6 protein-coding genes are annotated in these 19850 nt (G+C 42.5%); all 6 read left to right on the top strand.

Translation table 11 applies throughout. The annotated features are described in order from the left end of the window. Positions 1–320 precede the first annotated feature (320 nt). The 6 genes from AAA970_RS24125 to AAA970_RS24100 all read left to right on the top strand — a co-directional run bounded on the left by AAA970_RS24125 (position 321) and on the right by AAA970_RS24100 (position 19623). Positions 321–5195: a two-component regulator propeller domain-containing protein gene (locus AAA970_RS24125; RefSeq protein WP_338239456.1), complete on the top strand. Its 4875-nt coding sequence runs from the start codon at positions 321–323 to the stop codon at positions 5193–5195. A gap of 564 nt (positions 5196–5759) precedes the next feature. Continuing rightward, complete coding sequence (locus AAA970_RS24120) at positions 5760–5921, top strand: hypothetical protein (RefSeq protein ID WP_338239455.1); 162 nt, start codon at positions 5760–5762, stop codon at positions 5919–5921. A gap of 46 nt (positions 5922–5967) precedes the next feature. Next, positions 5968–6978 (top strand): hypothetical protein, encoded by a 1011-nt coding sequence (locus AAA970_RS24115; RefSeq protein ID WP_338239454.1) that lies wholly within the window; start codon positions 5968–5970, stop codon positions 6976–6978. 225 nt (positions 6979–7203) lie between these two features. Beyond that, positions 7204–11691, top strand: coding sequence for a cellulase N-terminal Ig-like domain-containing protein (locus AAA970_RS24110; protein ID WP_338239453.1), 4488 nt, complete (start codon positions 7204–7206; stop codon positions 11689–11691). Positions 11692–12180: 489 nt separating this feature from the next. Further along, on the top strand, positions 12181–14589 hold the full coding sequence (locus AAA970_RS24105; protein WP_338239452.1) for a glycoside hydrolase family 31 protein: 2409 nt from the start codon (positions 12181–12183) through the stop codon (positions 14587–14589). Positions 14590–15069: 480 nt separating this feature from the next. After that, positions 15070–19623 (top strand): Ig-like domain-containing protein, encoded by a 4554-nt coding sequence (locus AAA970_RS24100; RefSeq protein WP_338239451.1) that lies wholly within the window; start codon positions 15070–15072, stop codon positions 19621–19623. Positions 19624–19850 lie beyond the last annotated feature (227 nt).

Here is a 19850-nt window from a genome sequence, read left to right as displayed (position 1 = left end):
TTTGAATGGGGTTGATACTTTTTGAATGGGTGATGTGTGTCCCTATCGGAATTTGTTCCCGACATTTCCACCAGTATTTCGATCGTAGGGGCCACAGCCGGAAGGGTTGATTTTTAAAACAGAAAACATAGGAAGCCTTCTTTTTATCGGCACGATCAGCATCCGGGGTGTACTTATGATTTCAAGCATTGGATTATTATTCCATACCCGGCTTAAATTCTGGTAATTTGTTCATTGCCAGCTCCTAGGGGTGGATTTTTTATTCAATTTTTTTATAAATTATGATATCATGATGATGGTAATCACCTTAACTTTTTGATATGAGATTTTTTTACCTACTTTTTTTGTTAACCCTGCTCCACCAAACCGCGCTTGCGGATAAAACCAAATTTGTCACCCTAAACCGGGAGGACGGACTTTCTCATTCTACCGTAAATGCTATTGTCCAGGATCATTCCGGCTATATGTGGTTGGGTACGCAAGATGGCCTGGTACGGTATGATGGTTATGAATTTAAGGTGTTTCGTCCAAAACAAGGAAATAGCCAATCTATTCAGGATTCCTGGATTTCTTCCTTATTTGTAGATGCTAATAATCGACTTTGGGCTCGATTTGATGGGGGCGGTATCAGTGTCTATGATCCGGATAACTGTTATTTCATTAATCTGGTCGCTGATCCGGCCGACAGCACGAGCTTATCCAGTGATCTCGGCCCGACCAATAGTGTTTTGGACAATAAATATACGACTTGCGAAACTCCCGATGGAAATGTTTGGATCGCAACCCGCTATGGACTCAACCGTGTAGATAAAGATTTTAAATGTCGTCAATATTTAAAAGGAAGGGCTAAAAATGGAGGATTAACTTCTAATTATATTAGTTCTCTTTTTTATGATAAAACCCTCAATCAATTATTGGTCGGTACCGATAAGGGCTTAAATATTATTGACCTCACCACCAACGAAGTCCGGCATTATGAGCATGAATTGATGGGGGCACATATTCGCATTATCAATAAAGATCCTTTTAATACCTATTGGGTTGGGACAAAAAACAGTGGTCTCTTTAAATTCCAGCTAAGCCCTTCTGGTGAAATGATCGAGTCAAAACGATTATTGTCCGGGGATCATATTCCTCTTTCAGAACGACAAATCAGTATTCATGAGATATTAGTCTCGTCCACCAATGAAATTTGGGTGGCTATGGATAATGGGCTCTATCAATTTGATTATAGGGGGCAATTGATCAAAAACCACCTGGAGGGATATGGCATCCCTGCCGCCACGCACATTCTTGAGGATGGAAGTGGACAAATATGGGTATCGAGTGTTTCTCCTAATTCAGGATTGATCGCCATAGACCCCAAGTTGGGACAGCTGACAGAATATCATCCCAAGGATGCGAAGGAACATGGATACATGGCCAACTATATACAAACCATGTATTTTGATGAAGAGGGGATCTTATGGATTGGCACTATTAAACGAGGGGTGATCAAGTACAATACGCATTTGGCTCCTTTTGAAGCTTTTAATGAGCAATATTTTATGTATAATGATAAAGTTGATGCAGAAGTATATGGTATACATAAATATCAGGACGAAATATTCGTGGGTACCCGTTCGCGTTTGTATCGGTTTGATGAGGATTTTGGGCTCAATGATATTTACGAGTTTGGTGAAGAAAGTCAAAATATAGTCTCCAACATTATTGGTGTCATAAAGCCTCAAAATGAGCGTTTATGGGTAGGATATTTTCGTGGGAAAGTCAGTGCGTTGGATTTGAAAACTAACCAGTATACGCATTTTGCAAAGCATGATCCCCGAGATTCTACCCAGTTTAATGCCTGGTCACTCCGGGACATCGCCATCACTAAAAATGAAACTGTATATTTTGCCACCATTAGTGGTGGTCTCATCTATCAGAAAAAAGGGAGTAATGCTTTCTATAATCTGGAAGATGATTTTAAAGATATTGACCTGCATTTTGGCGGTATCATGACGGTTAAGGAGGATCATTTAGGCCAGATTTTGATTGGCACCACCAATAAAGGGCTCTACATATATCGCCCCAATAATCACTCGATTCGACAGCTGACTAAAGAAGACAATGGCCTGTCTCATAATGAAATTCGAAGTATCCATCAGGACTTTATGGGCAATATCTGGTTGGGTACGCGCTTCGGGCTAACTGAGCTCAACAGTAATTATGAGGTAATGCATACTTACTTTTATAAAGACGGCTTACCTTCCAATATCATACATGGCATACTCGAAGACGATTATGGCAATTTATGGATGAGTACTAATGATGGGATTAGCCGCTTCGATCTTAAATCCAGGCGGTTTATCAATTTCTCTGAAAAGGATGGCCTTACCGCCAACGAGTTTAATGAGTGTGCCTATTTCAAAGATGACAAAGGGGTGATGTATTTTGGTGGATTTAAGGGTATTACCCGATTTGATCCCCGAGAGATAAAAGCAGATTTTGGTCAGCCAGAGGTACATTTCACCGATTTAGAGGTCAATCAAAAAGTGATTTCTCCCAAGTTGAAAATTCATGATTATGAAATTTTAAATCAAAATATCGACCATACGGTGGCCATCGAACTCCCTTATCAATTGAATAATATTAAGTTGATGGTCAGTACTTTGGATTATCAATTTCCGGATAAAGTACAATACAGGTATAAGCTGGAGCAGCTGGATGATGAATGGAATGTGATTCGTGATGGTGCCCATCAGATTGAATATTCTTCTTTGGTTCCCGGAGAATACCAGCTTAAAGTGCAGGCTTCTAATGCGGAGGGGGTTTGGTCTTCCCATCAGCGCATGTTAGCAATCCATATTTTACCTCCCTGGTATCAGACGATGCTTTTTAAAGCTTCCCTGAGTATATCTTTACTTTTGATCTCGCTTGCCGCTATATTTTTATATATCCGACAGATAAATGTTCGCAAAAAATTACTTACCCAAACCGTTGAGCAAAAGACCAGGGCGCTACAAGCCTTGAATGAAGAGTTACTTAGCCAGCAAAACGTAATGTTGGAACAAAACAGTAGGCTGCAAAATCAGTCCAATGAACTGGAACTACAAAAGAAAAATTTAGAGCTGCTGGGTAAAATGGGCAAAGCCATTACTGCTGATGTGGAATTTACCCTTATCTTTCAAAATATTTTTTCCTCCATCAGTAACCTCATGGAGCTGGATGAATTGATGCTTGGGGAATGGAATAAGAAAACGCAAAAAATTGATCTTTGGGGGATCAAATCCGGAGTGGAGGATTTTTCCAGAGATGAAATTGATATCGAAAGTAATGACCGTTTGTCCTGTTGGGTAGTCAAAAATAATCAAAATCTTTTTAGTAATGACCTGGCTGCTTCGGCAAAATCTTTACTTAGCAAGCCAGCCAGCAAGTATTTCAAAGCTGACGGCCCAAAATCAGGCATTTATGTCCCTATTATTGGGTCCAAGGGAAATGTTAGGGGGGTATTAGTGGCCATCAGTCAAAAAAGTGAAGCCTATACCGAAACGCATTTATCCATTTTGGAAAATATAGCTTCTTATGTATCCATTGCGATGAGTAATGCCCGAGCCTATCAAAAAATTCAGGTACAATCCGAGCAGTTGGTGCAAATTGATCAAATGAAATCTGACTTTTTCACTAATGTTTCGCATGAGTTTCGGACGCCATTGTCCTTGATTTTAGGGCCTTTGGAGGGGCTGATGAATTCCAGAAATTTATCGAGAAATGAGCAGCATACCCTTGGATTAATCGAGCGAAATGCGCGCATGTTATTGGAGTTGGTGGAGCAAATCATGGAGTTATCTCGCATTGATGGCGGGGTGATGAAGCTTAATCAACAAACCACCAACATAGGCGAGCATTTTGAGAATATCAGAGAATCTTTCAGTCATCTTGCCTTACAAAAAAATATTCATTTGTTGGGTAAAAATGGCCTACAAGGGTTGGAATCGGATTACGATGTCAATGTCTTTAATAAAATACTGTATAATTTATTAAATAATGCTATAAAATATACGCCTCAGGGAGGAGAAATTACTTTTTCCGGTCAGTGTAAAGACAGTGGAATTGAATTTGTGATCTCCGATAATGGCGCGGGCATTAGCCCGGAGGAGGTAGAGAAAATTTTTGATCGTTTTCACCGCCTGGCCTCTCATGGCAATATTTCCGGTTTTGGTATTGGCTTATCTTTGGTTAAGCAGCTGGTGGATTTAGTGAAAGGGACCATTTCGGTGGAAAGTAAAAAAATAGAAGATTTTCCGGAAGACCATGGAACTACTTTCTCCATATTTATTCCATTAAAATTACAGAAGGCGAAAAATCTACATGCCAAAGAAAAAGGCGATATGGCTTATGATAGCCTTATTCAGCCGGCAAAATCAGATAAGGCGGATTTAATGCTGAAAACAAAAGTGTTGGTGGTGGAGGATAACCCCGATCTGAGGTATTTTTTGGTCTCTCAATTGCAGGAGGAATATCATACGATTTATGCGGAAAATGGTCTGCAGGCTTTAGAACTTGTCAAAAAAGAACAGCCTCAAATTATTCTTTCCGATATCATGATGCCCAAGATGGGAGGAATCGAACTGTGCAAGAGATTACGGGAAGATACCAGTACCTCGCATATACCCATCATTTTAATTACCGCCAAGGATGCCCCAAAAGATAAAACTGCTGGTTTGAAGGCGGGTGCTTCAGATTATTTAGTAAAGCCATTCCCGGTGGAAGAATTATTTTTGAAGGTGGGCAATATTTTGACCAAACGCCTGCAGCTTATTGAACAGTTTAAAAACAATGTATGGACCGGTATTCAGGAGTTGGGGGATGGCTTGAGTGCCAATGATCAGGAATTCTTATCGGAAATAAAAAATATTATTGAAGATGAAATTGACAATCCTAACCTGGATATTGATCATTTCTGCCATCAATTAGGAGTGAGTAGAACCTGGTTATACAATAAAATGAAGTCCTTGTTGGATATGTCAATGAACGAATTTATTCGGAGTTGCCGGATGAAACATGGGGCTAAATTATTAATTTTTGAGAAAATGACGGTGGCACAATCCGCTTATGCGGTGGGCTTTAATGACCCCAAGTATTTTACCCGTTGTTTTAAAAAGGAGTTTGGGATGAGTCCAAAAGCATATATTGAACAGTCGGTGAATGCATGATTTTCTAATTAAATTCATTTGAGAGGTCATGAATCTAAAGTCGAATGGTTCACCACTAAATTTAGCGGCTCAATATAAGGAAGGAGTAGTCAGGCTGTTATGGTTTTTCAGATTTTTTAATTGCTCAATTTTTGGATAAGCCTGCTTTCTCCTCATTCATCTGCTTCGTTGGGAAAAACTCGAAATAGGAAACTATTCCTTCATTTTTCCCGCCTAGCAGCTAAACGCGGATTTAAGTATGAATAATCCGGGTTAAAAGAATTTGAGCGTGTTTAAAAACCAAAATTCGCCGCGAAAATCTGATTATTGCAGATGTGATAAAAGATTATTTTAAGAAAATAGCCTCGCTATTGTAGAAAAATCATCCAAAATCGCTTCCAATAATTTGAATTTGCAGCCGTATGATGTGCTTGTAAACATGCTCTGAATTCCTGTGCAGCTAAGCGGAAGGCATATGTTATCGGCTGATTGCAGTAGATGAATTTTTCTTGAGGATGACCATATTTATTGGGGTTTATTCATGATTTTTATACCTCTAAAATATGTTTATAACGCATGGTAATAATGAACATTTTAGTTAATAAGGTCGAAAATTATATATGCTTTAATAATGGGGTTGGATCGAATCACGCTTGTTGTGGAGATTTATTCATCATTAATTATGCCCCCGATTGGGTGTTTTTATCCACCGATGTTTACGCTTTTGGTTCTAAATTGATCAAGTAATCATTAATTAAATGAGAATTTATTTCAAACATTTTTATTTATCATTATGAAAATTTTTAATCTATACCAATTTGAGCGTTTTGCGCTACTTTTTTTCGTGGCCGTATTTTTTGTCGCTTGTTCTGATTCCACAACAGTTGACAATCCTGATCCGGGACCAGATCCCGAGCCAGAGTGTGAGGTGCAATCGCCAGAGGCGCTGATGATTAGTGTCAATGGGGAGGAAGTTCCAATGAACGAAGGAAAAGACTTAAGTGAGTTTGATAAAAGGATTGTATTGGGCGGGAAGGATGCAAGTTTACTTTTTATGGATGATGCAGGGAATTCCTGGGGAACCAAAGAGGGGGAAGAAGATGCTTTAGAGGGTGATTTAATGGTGAAAACGGAAACCTGCGGAGAAAATTCTGCTATTGAAATCAAAGATGCCGGTGATGCTAAAGTAGCAGTGGTTAACGCTCATATTGACAATGAAAAATATAAAATAGAAATTGAGGATCAGAACTTTTGCTTTGATTTTGACTGGGATTACACTGCTGCCAATGGCGATGTGAAGAAAATATGGATGATTGGGGTGGTGAATACCGTAAAAGGTCAAATGCCGGAGGCGGCCTGGGGCAAAGGGGTCGCAATGACCCAAAATGCCGATAATCCAGCACTTTGGGAAGCAGATATCTGGGCATATAACCCCTGGCAAGGAGATGATGATTTGAATAATACCCCACTGGATAATGGATATCAGTTTATGTTGGTCTATAACGCCAACGGTGTTTGGGGAGATGAAGATGGTACCGTTAGTTTGGACTGGGGAATTGAGAAAGGGGCAGAACAAGATCTATCAGAAACCTCCGGTGATTTTTTAGTCAAGGCTTTTGTTAAAGACAATACGGGTAAAGAAACGGTAAATGAATGTTCAACTGCCATCGAGTTTGAAGAGGATGGAGAGATGAAAATTGGTAATGATGCAGTAAAAAGAGATTTCCCTGGCTCTGCAGATAAAGGTGTTCACTTTACCTTTAATGTGGAGACTTTAAAATATTCCTTTAAGTTAAACGAATAAATCTTTCAATAAATAATTAGTATAGTATGCTTGGTCCAGCGGGAATTTGAATTCCTGTTGGACTTTTTTTGTGCGTCTGTTTGGAGGTGAATCATTCTAAAAGGTGGATAATAAAATTAGGTATAAAAATTAGGATTAGTCCACCATTGTTTGGATAAGAACTATAATATTTAGTCTACATATCGCGATATCAATTAAATTTTTTTTCATGTAAAAAATTATACTATGATTATCCCCATAAAAAAAATTCGGGCAGTGGTTTTAGTCTGCCTGTTGCTCTTGCCTCTATTAAAGGCGAGGGCATCAGAGATCGTAAGGGTCTCTCCGATGAGCAATACCGTCCTTTTGGTCTATATTGAAGATGGTTTTATTGATACCTATGGTGTGGGGGAGAATGTACCGGATCATATCACTTACCATGATCCTACGGACGCTCAACAGCTTTATCAATTAGAAAATTTTAAGATCTCCAGTACAGATGATGGACAATACTATGCTGCCCAATCACCGATAAATGTAGGCAGGAAATCAAAAGCCATACACTATAATGATGAATGGTCAGCAATTCCTTACGTGATGGGGCACTGGGTATATATTCAATTGCCTTTTGCTTTAAAAAATAATAAACACTATGATTTGCAGTTGGATCACATTGTGAGTGGATCGGGAAAGTGGTCCTTCACTTATGATCCTGTAAAAATGCGATCTGAAGCGATTCATGTCAATATGGTGGGCTTCCCCACCAGCGGGCCGAAATATGCCTATCTTTCTCAATGGATGGGAGATTTTGACGCCACCCCACATACCAATGGAGGCCTGAACCTGGATGCCTACAATGGCAAAACTTTTCGCCTGGTAAATTATCAGACCAAACAAACCGTTTTTACCGGCACCGTGAAATTGAGATTGCGCAAAGATCAGGCGGAGAGCAGCAGTTATGATTTTGCACCGGATTATAATTATACTCGTGCCGATGTGTGGGAATGTGATTTTTCTGATTTTAATGCTCCGGGAGAGTATGTGGTGGTGGTGGATGATTTGGGTTGTTCATATCCTTTTGAGATTGGGACAGACGCCATCAACGAGCCTTTTGTTTATGCGATGAAAGGCTTGTTTTGGCAACGACAGGGCATTGTCAAGGAGAAAACGGATGGAAGCGTGATGCCACGGGATCATCATTATGATGATATCAAATGGTTATGGGATAAGGACTATCTTCCGGGTGATGATCACTCCGGCGATGGTTTTAATACAGCAACTGCCGTGCAAGTCCACGGGATTTATGGTTATTATATGGATGCCGGCGATTGGGATGGATATGTACACCATGCCAAGGTGCCCATGGCTTTGTTGATGTTGTATGATTTAAGCCCTGCCACTTTTAAGGATGGAGATGTTGGTAACAGATATAAACTTTCCGATAGCGGTTCGTGGATTGATGAGGGGAACAATGGTATTCCGGACCTTTTGGATGAGGCAGCCTGGCTGATCAAGTATTACAAACGGTCCAAAGATATTCTTCAAAATAATTATGGCGGCACCGGTGGAGTTCCGGGTTATGTGGGGCGCGATGGGGTGCCGGGCATCAATATCACCGCCTGGCAGGATACGCGGGACTGGTATTTATCGGGAGAGTCTGCCTGGGCCACCTTTTATTATGCGGGATTGGCGGCCTACTATGCAGAATGTCTGGACAAATTTCACCAGCTCACCGGTAGCGGCCACCATCCGGAGTACAACAGCTGGAGAAATGAAGCAATTAATGCCTATAATTGGGGGTTGGCTCATCCACAAAATACCGACTATGCTGATTCAAAAAATGAGGAGTTAAGGGCCAAAGGTTTTGCCGCAGCGCTATTGTACAGATTGACCGCTTACAACCAATATCAGGATGACCTGAAGGCTTATTTTAATTGGGAGCCCAAGAAAACGGATGGGGAGTGGTCGAACCAAAATATTATCGATGTTTGTCAGTCTATTATGGCAATGCTGCCCGCCACTCATCCTAATTTGGATGCTACTTTTCGTGCGGACTGTCGGTCTGAGGTCATCCGTAAAGCGGATGAATTCAAGGTAGCGCATAACCAGCAAAACGCTTTTCGACAGGGGAATGACCGAGACCAGTTTATTCAGATTGGAGGGGTGAATACTCCACGATTAACGCTCGTGACAATTGCTCATCACCTGACAGGGGATCAAAAATATGCGGACGTCATCCATAATAGTATGAACTATGCCCTGGGTGGGAACCAGCTGAATATGGTGTATTTATCCGGCCTGGGAGAATTTTCGGATCAATGGGTATTTAACCCTAATGGATGGCTTACTACCGATATTAACAGTATGGTGTATTCGGCTCGACCTGATATTGGCTATACCACTTATTTCGGCGCCACCGATTATTGGTGGTACATTTCTATCTCCTCGGAATATTGGTCGCGCACGGCCGCTTACCCGAGTGCGATTGATAACCCCACGGCCTGGCCGGGGACGGAACAAAAGTTCTTTAACCAATACAGTATTCAGGGAGGAGAATTTACGATTCATCAGCAGAACAATTATATGATTTTCAATACCGGCTATCGAAAGGCAATCTCCAATGTGGTAGGTGGGAATTTCAGAGTGCCTGCCTTGCCGACGGTTAATCTTTTGCTCAATGATAATCAGACGGTTTCCGGTGATAAAACCACCCTCCAGGCTACTGCTTCTCAAAACACTCGTTTCGTGAGGTATTATGCCGATTGGAGGTTTATCGGAGAAAGTGACCAGTCATCGAACAATTTCGAGGTGGAATGGGCGCCCTTTTTGCCCGCCAATACGGAGGTTAAACTGACCGCGGTGGCCATTAGTGACAGAGGTGCATGGAGTAAGTACTCCTCCGCAGGGGAGGCTACTGTGCTGATTAATTCGGATGGGGATAGCCAGACACCCACTAATCCATCAGGCCTTTATGCCTTTGAAATAGCCGCCTTGCAATTTAAAATCGCCTGGACGGCCTCCACGGATAATGATCAACTCAAACATTATGAGGTGTTTGTGGATGGCGTCCTTTTTGGCACTACGCCGGAAACGCAATATACTTTTGAGGAGGTGGACCCCCTGAGCAGTTATTCGATTAAGATCCGTGCAGTGGACCGCAGTGGGAATAAGTCGGGCTTTAGTAATACCCTTACCGTCAATACACCCTCCGTGCATTTGGGGGATGGAACGGTTTTTATACAATCTTCGGAGTCCAATGGTTTGGTCAATATGGAAGCGGAGGACTATTCCTGGCGGGGAACCGGCACGGGGCAGTTTGAAGGCAAATTCTGGTTGGAGAGGGAAGATGTGACGGCTGATGGCGGGTTTTATATGAGCGTAAGTGATGATAATAATAAGAATGCAGGAGGTACTTTGGATGGACCAAAAATGGAGTATCTCATAGATTTTAAGCATGTGGGGACGCATTATGTCTGGCTGAAGTGTCAACCCGATAATGCCTCCGACAACTCCATAGTGCTTGCCTTTGAGGGGCAGAATCTTGGGGACTGGAATCTTGGCGATCATTCGGACTGGGTGTGGAGAAAAAGTGAGCTTACCATTAATGTCAGCAATACGGGTATTCGCACTTTAGGGATTTACATGCGGGAAGATGGTACCAAAATCGACCGGATACAAGTGAGTCGAGATCCGAATTATCATCCGAATCAGGATACCCAGCCGATATCTGCTATTATCACTTCTCCGGTGGAGGGAGCAAGCTTTGAGGCCGGTGAGCTGATAGATATTCAAACATCGGTGACCGGCAATATTAATGTGGTTTCTTTTTTCAGAGTCACCAATGGGGAGTGGTTCTTTCTGGGAAATGACCTGAGTAATCCCTTTAGCTGGCAGGCCAATGATTTTCCGGAAGGAGAGCATCAGCTGGTCATTCAGGCGAAAGATTTTGATGACATTGCGACTCCTTATTATTTTGTTAATATCACGGTTGCTGCTTCAGAGACGGTTTATGTCCAACAGCCGGATGGAACGGTCACTTTTGAAGCAGAAGGCTATATGAGTGCGGCCAATGGTCAAAATAGTTTTGTGAATATGCAATGGCAAGAAGTAAATGATTCAGGTGCCAGCGGATCTTATTATATGGTTGTACCGGACAATAATAACGCCAATGCCAATAATTCGCTCGAAGGGCCAAGTATGTTTTATGATATCGATTTTACTAAGACTGGCAAGCATTATCTTTGGGTGAGACATCGCTGTAGCAATGGGGCAGACAATTCTATCACCACGACTTTAGAGGGACAAAAAATATCGGATTGGCATTTACCCGATAATACGACCGATTGGCTATGGACCAAATGTTCGGCCACCTTTAATGTGGATGCTACCGGTCTGAAACAATTCGGAGTATATATGCGGGAAGACGGCACGCCGGTAGACCAGTTTATCCTTACGAATTCTTCCACTTTTAATCCGGATCAGAATAACGCAAGGGAATTGGTAGCAGGATCAAGAGGAATAGTAGTTTATCCTAATCCTAGTCAAGGGGAGGTGCAGGTAAAGGGTTATGATCAAGTGCTGAAACAGATTCTGGTATACGATATTACAGGAAAACTAGTTTTTCAAAAGCAGCCAGTAAGTCGTTCCTATCAGTTTAATATTTCCTCAGGGATTTATACTTTAAAAGTAATCAGTGATGAGGGATTGAGTGTCCATCAGCTGGTGGTTTATTAACCCCAATTATTCACCGATAAATAAAGAGCGTGTTTTAAAGCACACCATTCGGCTGTAAAGTCGAATTAGTGGAAGCGATTTTGGATAATTTCTCCGCAATAGCGATGCTGTTCTCTCAAAATATTCGGGTGTCGCTTCTGCAATAATCAAATTTTCGCTACGAATTTTGGCTTTAAAACGCGCTTTAAGTAAGCTTGCTTCATTGGGTTATTATCAAATCAATAGGATGATGATTGCTGATTTGTTAATAGCCCAAATTGAGGTAGGCTTACTTTTTTCTTATTCCTCTGCTTCCTTCGAAAAAACCTAAGATAGAAAAAATATCTTCATTTTTCCGCCTTGGAGCGAAGGGAGGATTCAATCCTGAAAATTCCGGATAATCAATTATTTGGCTTAAGATTAATCTTCCTAAATGAATTAATACTCCACTACCTTGTGGATTAATTTTTAATAATTAGTAGCGATTATTTTTTAAACCTTTTAATCGCTATGAAACGCTATCTACTATTTATTTTATCCTTTTTGTGGTGGTCCTGTAATTCCGCAACTTTCTCTGATGGACAATACCGTATTGCAAAAATAGATCAGGGCTACCAAATTATGGGGCCCGAAGACCGAATACAATTGAATTTTTTCAAAAAGGGATTAATCAAAGTGACCCTTTTGGACCAAAGTGAGCACGATTTTAGTTTTGTGGAGCAACAAGAGCTAATGATGCCGGAGCTCAGGGAGTACCGGGACAGTTTGGTGATGATCGGTGACCAGCTGAGATTAATGATCTCTAAAAGTCCCTTAACGCTAACCTTACAAGATGAAAATGGAAATAAATTAACGACACTCACTTCCACTCAGCTAAAAGGAAAGAAAAGGCAAATTAAATTTGAGCGGCATAAAGTGGAGGCTTTTTATGGGATGGGGCAAAAAACAATTGGTGTAAATCGTATAGGGCATGCATTTTCCACCACCAATAATCACCAGGGAGGCTATAGTAAAGCTTATGAAAATCTTCAGGTTAACATTCCCTATGTCTATACGGATCAAAATTTTGGAATTTTTATTGACAATAGTTATACCGGATATTTTGATTTATGCAAGGCGGATTCAGCGGCCTGGCATTACGAATCCAATGGCGGACAAATGGTATTTTATTTCACTACCGGACAAGATCTTCAGGCTTTACAAAATCAATATTTTCAACTCACGGGTTTTCCCGCTTTACCCCCTCGATGGGTATTTGGTTTGATGCAAAGTAAATGTAGCTATAAAAATGAACAGGAAGTCAAATCGGTGGTAAAGGAGTTTCAAACACACGATTTGCCTTTGGATGCCATTATCCTTGATGCTAATTGGTTTGGGGGCTATGATGATGGTAGTCATAATATGGGGAATTTTACCTGGTTAAAAAGTAATTTTCCCAATCCCAAATCTTTTATGCAGGATTTAAAATCGCAGGGAATCAAAACGCTGATTATCAATGAGCCACAAATTAATGTTTCCTCTGAAAATTTCGATTTTTTAGATCAAAAAGGTTGGTTGATGAAAGTAGGTGATTCGTCCTATGTTTTGCCTTCTTTTTGGGCCGGATCGGCGGCCTTGCTTGACTTGACCCACCCCGATGCCCAACAATGGTTATGGCAAAAACAAAAGGCTAATTTAGACCTGGGCTTAGATGCTTTTTGGGTGGATCTGACTGAGCCGGATGTTTCGACGGAAGAGGGACAATTTTTTGGAGGAGAAGAACCCAAGATACATAATATTTATAGTTATCTATTTGCTCAGCTGTTGGATCAGGGCATGAAAAAAGACTTCCCTGATCGCCGACTTTATAATATTACAAGAGCAGGAACGGCAGGTATGCATAAATTTGGGGCATTCAATTGGTCCGGTGATGCGGCCAAAAACTTTGAGGCGCTGGAGTTGCAAATCCCTATGTTGATTGGGTGCTCGATGAGTGGAATGCCGCATTTTGCCTCCGATATTGGGGGATTTACCAACGCATGGGATCGGATTGGTGATTGGCAAAGCTATGATGGTCCCAAAGCCCGGACAACACCGGAATTATATACCCGATGGTTTCAGTTCGGTGTATTTTCACCCATCTTACGTCCTCATTCCGGGGAGGACCAACCCTGCGAACCCTACGCTTTTGATCAGCAGACGCTGGACATTACCAGAGATTATCTGAAATTACGATACCGCCTCATTCCTTATATTTACAGTTATGCTGCCAGGACGAGCTTCGAGGGAGAGCAATTAATTAAACCCCTTTTTATGAAATATAAAGACCCGGTTACGCCGGCAGTGGAGCGCTCCTACCTCTTTGGGGATTTTTTAGTGGCCCCGGTTTACCGGGAAGGGGTACGGAAGCAAACCGTCTATTTGCCCCAATTAGCAGAGGGGGAAAAATGGTTTGATTTCTGGTCCGATCAGGAATATGCCGGTGGGCTTGAGCATCAGGTGGAGGCCGGTTTGGAAAAAATTCCTGTATTTGTTTCCTCCGGTACCATTTATCCTCTGGCGGATGAGGTGATGCGGGCAGATCAATTAGACCAAAGCCATCTATCAATCGTAGCCTACAGCGGAGCGGGCAGCTTTAAACTTTATGAGGACGATGGCCTGAGCAGAGGCTATGAGCGGGGACACTACGGCTGGACGCAGTTTGACCTCACTCCAAAGCAAAAGGGATTGCATTTAAAGGTATCCGCTACCGGGGAGCAAGCCTATGATAGCCGTTCCTTTACGATTATCCTTAAAGATGTAGCTGAAGCCGGAAGCCTGATCATTAATGGGGAAAAACTGCAGGAGGGTGCTTATAAATACGACGCCTCCAAAAAGCAGTTGATCTTCGAATGTGAGAAGAAAAAAGGGCAGGATTTGGAGATTCAAGTGGAGGTTTGATTCCTAAACCAAATGAAGCATTATTAAGCTGGATTATTCATGCTCTACCTCCTTATTTAGTGGACATGCTGGAAAAACGAAGGTATAGATTTCTATTTTGAATTTTTCCGACGAAGTGGATGGATGAGAAGAAAGCATGAATTATTCGGCTAAAGAAATGTTTTTCTCAGCGCATGTTTAAAAGTGTACTCTCCGGCTATAAATTCGAATTATTGGAAGCGATTTTGGATAATTTCTCAACAATAGCGCTGCTATTCCCTCAAAATAATTGGGTGTCGCTATGGCTATACTTCTAATTTTCGATGCGAATTTTAGCTTTTAAATATGCTCTAACAAAATCTATAGTTTTCTAAATCATAATCTTAGCCCTGCTTTTTAGTACGCTGGGGGGGATCTTGTGCGAAAAGCTGATTGATTAATCCACCCCAATTTAGGGCTTTTGTACTACATTTTAGTGAACAATATATTTTTATATAATCTATGAAAAGGATATTTACTACTTTTTTGTTAATACTGATCCAGTTCCGTTTCGGCTTTGCCCAGGATCAGATTTCGGTATCGCCGATCACCGATCAGTTGCTGTCGATTTTTATTGATGATGGCTATGTTGAATATGCCGGTACGGCTAATGCAGATGCAAAAGTTCATAAGCATTATTACCGGGCGGACTTGTTGGATCAAAGTAATAGTTATTGGCTTTCCTCCTCAGGAGACCCTCAGTATGCGCAAGCTGTGGGCCCATTGGCAGTGGGCAGAAAATCCATCGGGACCGAGTACAGTTATCAGGGTGTAGTCTGGAGCGCAGGCAAATATGTGCCAGCGGAGGAGAGTTGGTCCAGTGAACATCGTATTTTCCTGCGTCTGCCACAGCCGCTTAAAAGTGGAGAAGAATATACCCTCGATATTTCGGCATTGGAGTTTGCTGACCATCAAACCCTTTCCTTTATCTTTGAAGAGGAAAATCTCCGCTCCGAAACCATCCACGTCAATACTATCGGCTATGCGGAGGATGCCCTAAAATTCGGGTATTTATACCAATGGGCCGGATCCTTGGGCGCCATTGATTTATCAGCTTATGAGGGCGCTCCTTTTTATGTGTTGCGGGAAAGCGGGGGGCAGGTGTTGGAAGGCACGGTGGTTTTTCGAAAAGCCAAAACCAATGTAGAAACCGGGCAACCAGAGGAAACGCCCGATAATAATTTTTTAGGTGCTGATGTCTATGAAGCTGATTTTTCAGCCCTGACGGCTGCAGGAGTATATCGGCTGGTGGTTCCCAAAATGGGTTGTTCTTACCCCTTTAAAATTGGGCAGGATCCTCTCTGGGAAGCTTATTATGCAACCGCCAGAGCCATTTATCATCAGCGTAGCGGTATTCGGATTGAAGCCAGTTATGGCGGCCAGCCGTACATTCGTCCCATTACTCAAAATCCATTTGTGAATGATCCCGAAGGCCATTCCTATCAGGGGCAAATTTTGTATTCTGATTTTCCCTATATGCAATGGGATAATGCGGACAATGGTGGGAATAATACGGGCCAAATTATCAGCGCAGCTGAGGGTAATGTGCTAAATGTAGCGGGTTGGTACCAGGATGCAGGGGATTGGGATGGGTATTCCCACCACCAGCGCGTCCCGATGACATTGATGACCATGTATGAATTTTTCCCCCAACATTTTGGAGATAATGAGTATGATATTCCCGAAAGTGGTAATGGGATTCCCGATTTGATCGACGAGGCTTCCTGGTTGGTGAAATTTAATTTCAGGCTCAGGAAAGCCCTGATGGAGGCAGGCTATTCTGACGGAGGCCTGGGAGGGGCACGAGTATGTGCGGATCCTTATAATAATACGCTTGGCAATCCGGAACATGAGGGGACACCTTCCTGGCAGGATCATCGTCCTACACTGGTGACGCAGGCGGATGCTTTTATGACTTATATGTATGCCGGGGAGGCTGCCCAATTGGCCATCATTCTAAAAAAATTAGGGCGAAATCCGGAAGAGTGGCCGGTAGAAATGCTGGATGCGCAGACCTTTGATGCTATGACCAAAGTAAATGCAAATTGGGTGCAGGAGGCGATAACCTCTTTCGAATGGGCTGCTGATCCGGCGAACCAACCTGCATCAGGAAATAATTACCCCGAGGATTTGTATATATACCGAACTTATGCGGCGGTGAATTTATTTCGCCTCACGGGGGAACAACGCTATCACCGGATAGCCGAGGAAGGTTTAAACCGGTTTAAAAATGCCGTAAAATTCACCGATGACCAGCGATTTTCAGCTTATACTTATTTGTTAGCGGATCAATTACAGGTTAATCAGGAGCTGCAGGATGCACTTAAATCCGCTGCATTGACTACCGCAGCAAATGCAGGAATGAAGGCTGCGGAAAAAAGAGCTACCCGCTGGGGCGGCTTGTTTGATATGCCGATGTTGGTGGGGCAATCCACAACGCCATGGATGTTTGAAACCATGGTCGCTTATGCCCTGTCCGGAGATCAGAAATACAAAGAAGTGGTGCATACCACTGCCGACTATTTCCTTGGGACCAATCCTCGGCATAGTACCAATATGACCGGGGTGGGGCCCAGACCGATTTTGCGTGGGTTTAACCTGGATGGCCGTACGATTACTGAAAACTGGGGTGTGTTCCCGGGTTGGATTCCTTATGGCCCATGGGCATTTACGCCAAAAGAGCAGCAAAAAGGATATACCCATACCATGGCCGATGGCATCGAACGTCTGGGAGGACAGGGACCCTGGAGTGAACATTGGCATAATTTTTCCATGACGCCAACTGTTTTAGAGTGGCCCGGCCATGAGCGTATGTCACAAAATGTGATTTCTCCGATGCATATGGAAAATACAATCCACCAAAATTCATTGCACGCTGCTATTGCGTATGGTTTCGTTAATGGACGAGTATTCACCAATTCCGGTAGTGTGGAAAAAGTAGGCTCCATCCATGTTTCGGAAAGTGAGATAGATGATTTTCAATATATTAATGACGCAAAAGTGATTGCCGTGAGTCTGGATAATAAACAGGCGACCCAACCCATGTTGGTATGGTCTAGTTCGGAGGAGTCCGTAGCGCATGTTGATCAATTTGGCAGAATAACGGCACTTGCGGATGGGCAGGCAACGATTACCGTACAAACGTTGGATGGTTCTGTTGCTTCGCAGATCAGGCTTACCAACCAGGGTTTACAGCAACGGCCGGTGGAGGAAGTGAAAATCAGCTTTGAGGGGGAAGTGTTAGAAATGCTCAATGGGAGCACAAAAAAGTTAACCGTGGAAGTTCTTCCGGAGGGAGCTTCCGATAAGACGGTATCATTGGAAACCTCTAATGCAAATGTTGTTCGTATTGAGGAGGAAGATTTAATCGCCATGGCGGTGGGAGAGGCAATCATTACGGTTCGGTCAAATTCCAATACCGCTGTTTTCGATGAGATAAGGGTGAGGGTGAATCAAGCGAATTATACCATCATCGCCGATTTTGATGCCTATATTCCCGTTTTTGGGCAAGGTAAATTGGAGAAACAGGTGGAAATTTACAGTGACCATGACCAAATCGACTATGCAGCCGATAATCCGCTTAAGAATGGGATTAACGCCTCCGAAAAGGTATTGGCGGTGGAAAGGGGGGGCGGTCAATGGAAATTATTTGGCTTTAGTTCCCCTACGCTTTACCCTTATTCGACTTGCCAACATCTGGACTTTTCTTTTGATTTTCTCTCTCAGGACTTAAACGAAATTTATTATCAAATTACCACCGTGGAAGGGGGAAAGGTAGACGGCCGCCTGCCGATCACGCCCTCAGATCAATGGCAGACCCTTTCGCTGGCGATACCGGATAAAGGCAAGATGGATAATTTTTCAATTTTTGCCAATCCGGAAGCCGTTGCTGCGGATTATACGGTCTATTTTGATAATTTTCGTTTGAAGCAAGCGGCGGACACGGAGGCTTGTGGCCAGGAGCACCAAACGGTATACATCGATTTTGAACAGTCTAATTTCAATTGGCAAGATGGGAATGGCTCCTTTGGATGGAATGGAGAAGAGGAAGTGTTTGTGAGTGAAGTGGTGGATAATGTGCAGCGGGATGGGGATAATGGCTCTGATAGGGTTTATCATTTTGAAAAAACGGGTACTAATTTCGGTGGTGGGTTCGGTCTTCAGACGGCCAGTCCAATCTCTCTTGGGAATAATAATGAATTTTTTCTACAAATGCTTTCTGAGGTCCGCACAGAAAATATTGCCCTGAAATTAATTCAGTTTGATCAGGATGGAAAAGAACAATGTGCTTTGGAAGTACAGCAAATGCGCATAGACCTGGCGCCTTATCAATGGAGCACATTTTCCTTTCCTGTACATGAAATGATTTTCAGTACAAAAAATGACGACCTTGATCGGGAGGATTTTCAATATATTCATCAGATCATCATACAACCGGATGTGGGGGCTGGCATCCCCAATCATTTTTATGTGGATAATATTGGTCTTGGCCTGCAGTGGTCCGCAATACAGATTGTGGTCGATAAAGCGCCGGTGTTGGAGGTCACAGAAGAGTGCCAACTAGAGGTAGAGGTGGATCCGCGGGAGCTGGGCCTACCAGAACTTCAGTGGTTCTCCTCCAATCTTGAGGTCGCGACGGTAGACCCGAGTGGTAAGGTGGTGGCGGTGGGAGCCGGAGAAGCTATCGTGTCAGTAGAGGCGTTATATTTTCCTCATCTTCGGGACGAAATTAGTATTAAAGTAACGCCCATAGAGCAGGTCCCCCCGCTGAAGGTTGGAAGTGGGCAAATCAAACTTTACCCAAACCCGGTGTCTACCCAGCTGCATATTTATCAGGCTGATAAAATAAGAGAAGTAGAAATTTTCAATTTATTGGGAAACAGGGTGTGTAAAAAAGAGCATTTGGATACCCATAATATTGCATTAAATCTTAAGGATTTGAAAACAGGAATTTATATTGTAAGGGTAGTGGGGGATCAAAAACAATGTTTTTATAAGCGGATATTAAAAAAATAGATGGATCACTACCGGCCATTCTACTAACTGCTCGGCTTACAAACCCTAAAATTAGGCTGTCGAAAATCCTTTAATGTGAGAAAAAAAAACTGTTCTGATCACGCCAGAGTCATTTGTCAGGAAGAAACCAGCTATCAGTCCGAAATATTCGACAGCCTACCCTACAATACCCAGATATTAAGAGCTTGTTTAAAAGCGCTCCATCCGGCTTCAAATTCGAATTATTG

The organism is Persicobacter diffluens (assembly GCF_036244895.1).
Lineage (GTDB): Bacteria > Bacteroidota > Bacteroidia > Cytophagales > Cyclobacteriaceae > Persicobacter > Persicobacter diffluens.
Note: the sequence above shows the minus strand (reverse complement) of the source record. Positions and strands in the feature narration are given on the sequence as shown.